The organism is Streptomyces sp. NPDC041968, from assembly GCF_055589025.1.
This window is the reverse complement of sequence record NZ_JBVJCB010000034.1, coordinates 1-3,857: the sequence shown is the minus strand read 5'-3', so window position 1 is coordinate 3,857 and position 3,857 is coordinate 1. Positions and strand designations below refer to the sequence as shown.

Below are 3,857 nucleotides of genomic sequence, written 5' to 3'. Positions count from 1 at the left end.
GCGCTGCCGGGCTCGTACTGGTGCAGGAACCACAGCCGCTGCTGCGCGTACGACAACGGCACCCGCTCCGGACGCACCGCCCGCGCCACCACCGGACGGCCCGTCCGTCCGGCCACCGTCATCAGCCTGGCGAGGCCGGCGACCGTCGGGTTGTCGAACATGTCGCGCACCGACAGCGTCATACCGAGCGCCGAACGGGCGCGCGCCAGCAGCCGGATGGCGAGCAGTGAGTGTCCGCCCAACTCGAAGAAGTCGTCCTCCCGGCCGACCTCCTCGACACCGAGCACGTCGGCGAACAGTCGGCCGAGGACCTCTTCCCACGGGTTGTGGGCCTTCTGGACGGGAGCGCTGGGCTCGCGCTCCTCCACCGGTGCCGGAAGGGCGCCGCGGTCCAGCTTCCCGTTCGCGGTCAGCGGCAGCGCGTCGAGCAGGACGAACGAGGACGGCACCATGTAGTCGGGCAGGCTTTCCGCGAGGTGCGCGCGCAGGGTCGCCGCGGTCGGGGCGGCCTGTCGGCCGGTGCCCGGGACGACATAGGCGACGAGACGCTTGTCCCCCGAGCCGTCCTCCGTGAGGACCACCGCCGCCTGCTGGACGCCGGCCGTGCCCACCAGCACCGATTCGATCTCACCCAGCTCCAGGCGGTAGCCGCGCAGCTTGACCTGCTGGTCGGCGCGGCCCACGTACCGCAGCTGTCCGTCCTTGCCCCACAGGGCGAGGTCGCCGGTGCGGTACATGCGGGAGCCGGAGCCGCTCGCGTCGAACGGGTCGGCCACGAACCGTTCCGCGGTCATGTCCGGGCGCCCCAGGTAACCGCGCGCCAGGCCGGTGCCGGCGATGTACAGCTCGCCCGGAACGCCGGCCGGTACGGGCTGCAGGTGTGCGTCCAGGACGTAGGCCCGGGTGTTCCAGAACGGGCGCCCGATCGGAACCGGTCCCGACGGCGTGGGAGCATCCGGTTCGAGTGTGTAGTCGGTGCAGTTGACGGTGGCCTCGGTCGGGCCGTAGGCGTTGACGACCGTCACGTCGGGGTGCCGTGCGCGCCACTCGGCCAGGTTCTCGCCGAGTAGCTGCTCACCTCCGAGGATGAGCGTGCCGGTCGGCGAGACGGTGTCCGGGAGGGAGCCCAGCAGCGCCAGGTGACTCGGCGTAGCCTTCATGAAGGTCGGCCGGACGGAGGTGCCTGCGCCGCCCGACTCGTCCTTGAGGTCGGCCAGGCGTACTCGTCCGCCGGAGACCAGCGGGGTGTACAGCGCGGTCACGGTCAGGTCGAAGGCGATGCGGGAGTGGAGCAGGGCCGTACCGGCGGCATCCGGGTAGACACGCCGCGCGCGCTGGAGGTAGGCACCCACCGAGCGGTGCTCGACGACGACTCCCTTGGGGCGGCCCGTCGAGCCCGAGGTGTAGATGACGTACGCGGGGTCGTTCGGCAGGGGCAACCCGCCGGGACGTGACCCGCCCGTCGCCGTCCCGCCGAGTGAACCGATCGCGTCACCCGATGCCTCGGCCAGTGCCCTCCTGGTCTCTTCGGCGTCCCACACCAGCACCTTGCGGTCGGGAGTCTCCGCCACGAGGCCGGACGACCGCTCGTCGGTGAGGATCAGCAAGGGGGCGGCGTCCTCGACCATGTAACGGACCCGCTCCACCGGCTGGTCGAGGTCGAGGGGCAGGTAGGCGCCTCCGGCCTTGAGCACGGCGAGGAGGCTCACGATGAGTTCCACGGAACGGGGGAGGGCCACCGCGACGAACCGCTCGGGGCCCACGCCGTACTCGGCCAGCAGACGCGCGAGGCGGTTGCTGCGCTCGTCCAGCTCCGCGTACGTGAGGGTGGTCTCCTCGAACAGCAGCGCCTCGGCGTCGGGGGTACGGGCGACCTGGGCCGCGAACAGCTCGACCACGCCTGCCGGATCGACGTCCCGTGCGGTGGTGTTCCAGGTCTCCAGCAGACGGCCGCGCTCGGCATCGTCCAGGACGTCGATCCGGCCGACGGGCCGCTCCGGCTCGGTGACGGCGCCGTGGAGCACGCGCACGAAGCGCTGGGCGAGGGACTCCGCGGTGGCCGCGTCGTAGAGATCCGTGCTGTACTCCAGCACGCCGCCGAGGCCCGAGTCCGCGTCGTACAGGCGGAGCAGCAGGTCGAACTTCGCGCCCTCGTCGGAGGTCGCCTCCGGGGAGACCGTGAGCCCCGGAAGCGCCAGCGCGGCCCCGGCGGAGGACCGGGGGTCCGCGTTCTGCACGACGAGGCGGACCTGGAAGAGGGGGTGCCGGTTGGCGGAGCGTTCGGGGTTGAGGGCCTCTACGAGGCGTTCGAAGGGGATGTCCTGGTGGGCGTAGGCGGCGAGGTCGGTCTCCCGCACGCGGGCCAGAAGCTCCGTGAAGGTGGGGTTGCCGCTCAGGTCGGTGCGCAGGACGAGGGTGTTGACGAAGAACCCGACCAGGTGCTCGACGGCGTCGTCGGTGCGCCCCGCGATGGGTGAGCCGATCGGGATGTCGGTGCCGGCACCCAGCCGTGACAGGAGGACGGCGAGGGCGGCCTGGAGGACCATGAAGGTGCTGGCCTGTTCCTGCCGGGCCAGGGCCTCGATGCGTTCGCGCAGGTCGGTGGGGATGGTGAAGGTGACGGTGCCGCCCTGGTGGGACGGGGTCGCGGGGCGAGGCCGGTCGGTGGGCAGGTCCAGCTCGGCGGGGAGGCCGGCCAAGGTCTGCGTCCAGTAGGCGAGTTGCTTGCTCAGGACGGAGTCGGGGTCGTCCTCGGTGCCCAGGACGTCGCGCTGCCACAGGGTGTGGTCGGCGTACTGCACCGGCAGCGGAGCCCAGGACGGTTCACGTCCGGCGACCCGCTCCGCGTACGCCGTGGTGAGGTCCCGGGCCAGGGGCGCGAAGGAGCCCTCGTCGGCGGCGATGTGGTGGACCAGGAGCAGCAGGACGTGCTCGGTCTCACCGAGTTGGAACAGGGTGGTGCGCAGCGGCAGGTCACGGGTGAGGTCGAAGGTGTGACCGGCCGCGTCGGCCAGCGCGCCCTCGAGGCCCTCGCTCGTGACAGCGCGCACCTCGAAGAGGGGGGTGGCCTGGTCCGGAGTGAGGATGATCTGGTGGGCGCCGTGCTCGTCGTCTGCGTAGAGGGTGCGCAGGGCTTCGTGGCGTGCGGTGACGTCGGTGAGGGCGGTGCGCAGGGCGTCCTGGTCGAGGGTGCCGGTCAGGCGCAGGGCGATGGGGATGTTGTAGGTGGCGTTGGGGCCTTCGAGCTTGTGCAGGAACCACTGCCCCTGCTGCGCCGGTGACAACGGCACCCGCTCCGGACGCGGCTGTGCCGTCAGAGCCGCCCTCGCGTGGCCTGCGCCGGCCAGGGCTCGGGCGAGCCCCGCGACGGACGGGGTGTCGAAGAGGGCACGTACCGGGACTTCGGCGTCGAGGGTGGTGCGGATGCGGGCGACGAGGCGGGTGGCGAGCAGGGAGTGTCCGCCGAGGTCGAAGAAGCTGTCGTCGATACCGACCCCCTCCAGGCCCAGGACGTCCGCGAAGAGATGGCACAGGATCTCTTCCCGGTCGTCACGCGGTCCGCGCCCCGACGTCTCCACACCGTCGAACTGCGGGGTGGGCAGGGCCTTGCGGTCCAGCTTCCCGTTCGCCGTCAACGGCAGCACATCAAGCGTGACGAACGCGGACGGCACCATGTACGCGGGCAGGGACTGCGCGAGATGCCGGCGCAGCTCCTCCGCCGAGACCGTCTCGCCGGTGGTGTAGGCGATGAGCCGCTCGTCCCGGACGATGACGGCTGCACGTGCGACCGTCGGGTGGGTGGTGAGCAGCGTTTCGATCTCGCCGAGTTCGATGCGGTGGCCGCGGACCTTGACCTG

1 protein-coding gene is annotated in these 3,857 nt (G+C 71.7%); it reads right to left on the bottom strand.

The features are described from left to right. Positions 1 to 3,857 (bottom strand): amino acid adenylation domain-containing protein (locus ACZ6EG_RS33985; protein WP_469610509.1); only part of this gene is annotated, 3,857 nt, incomplete at both ends.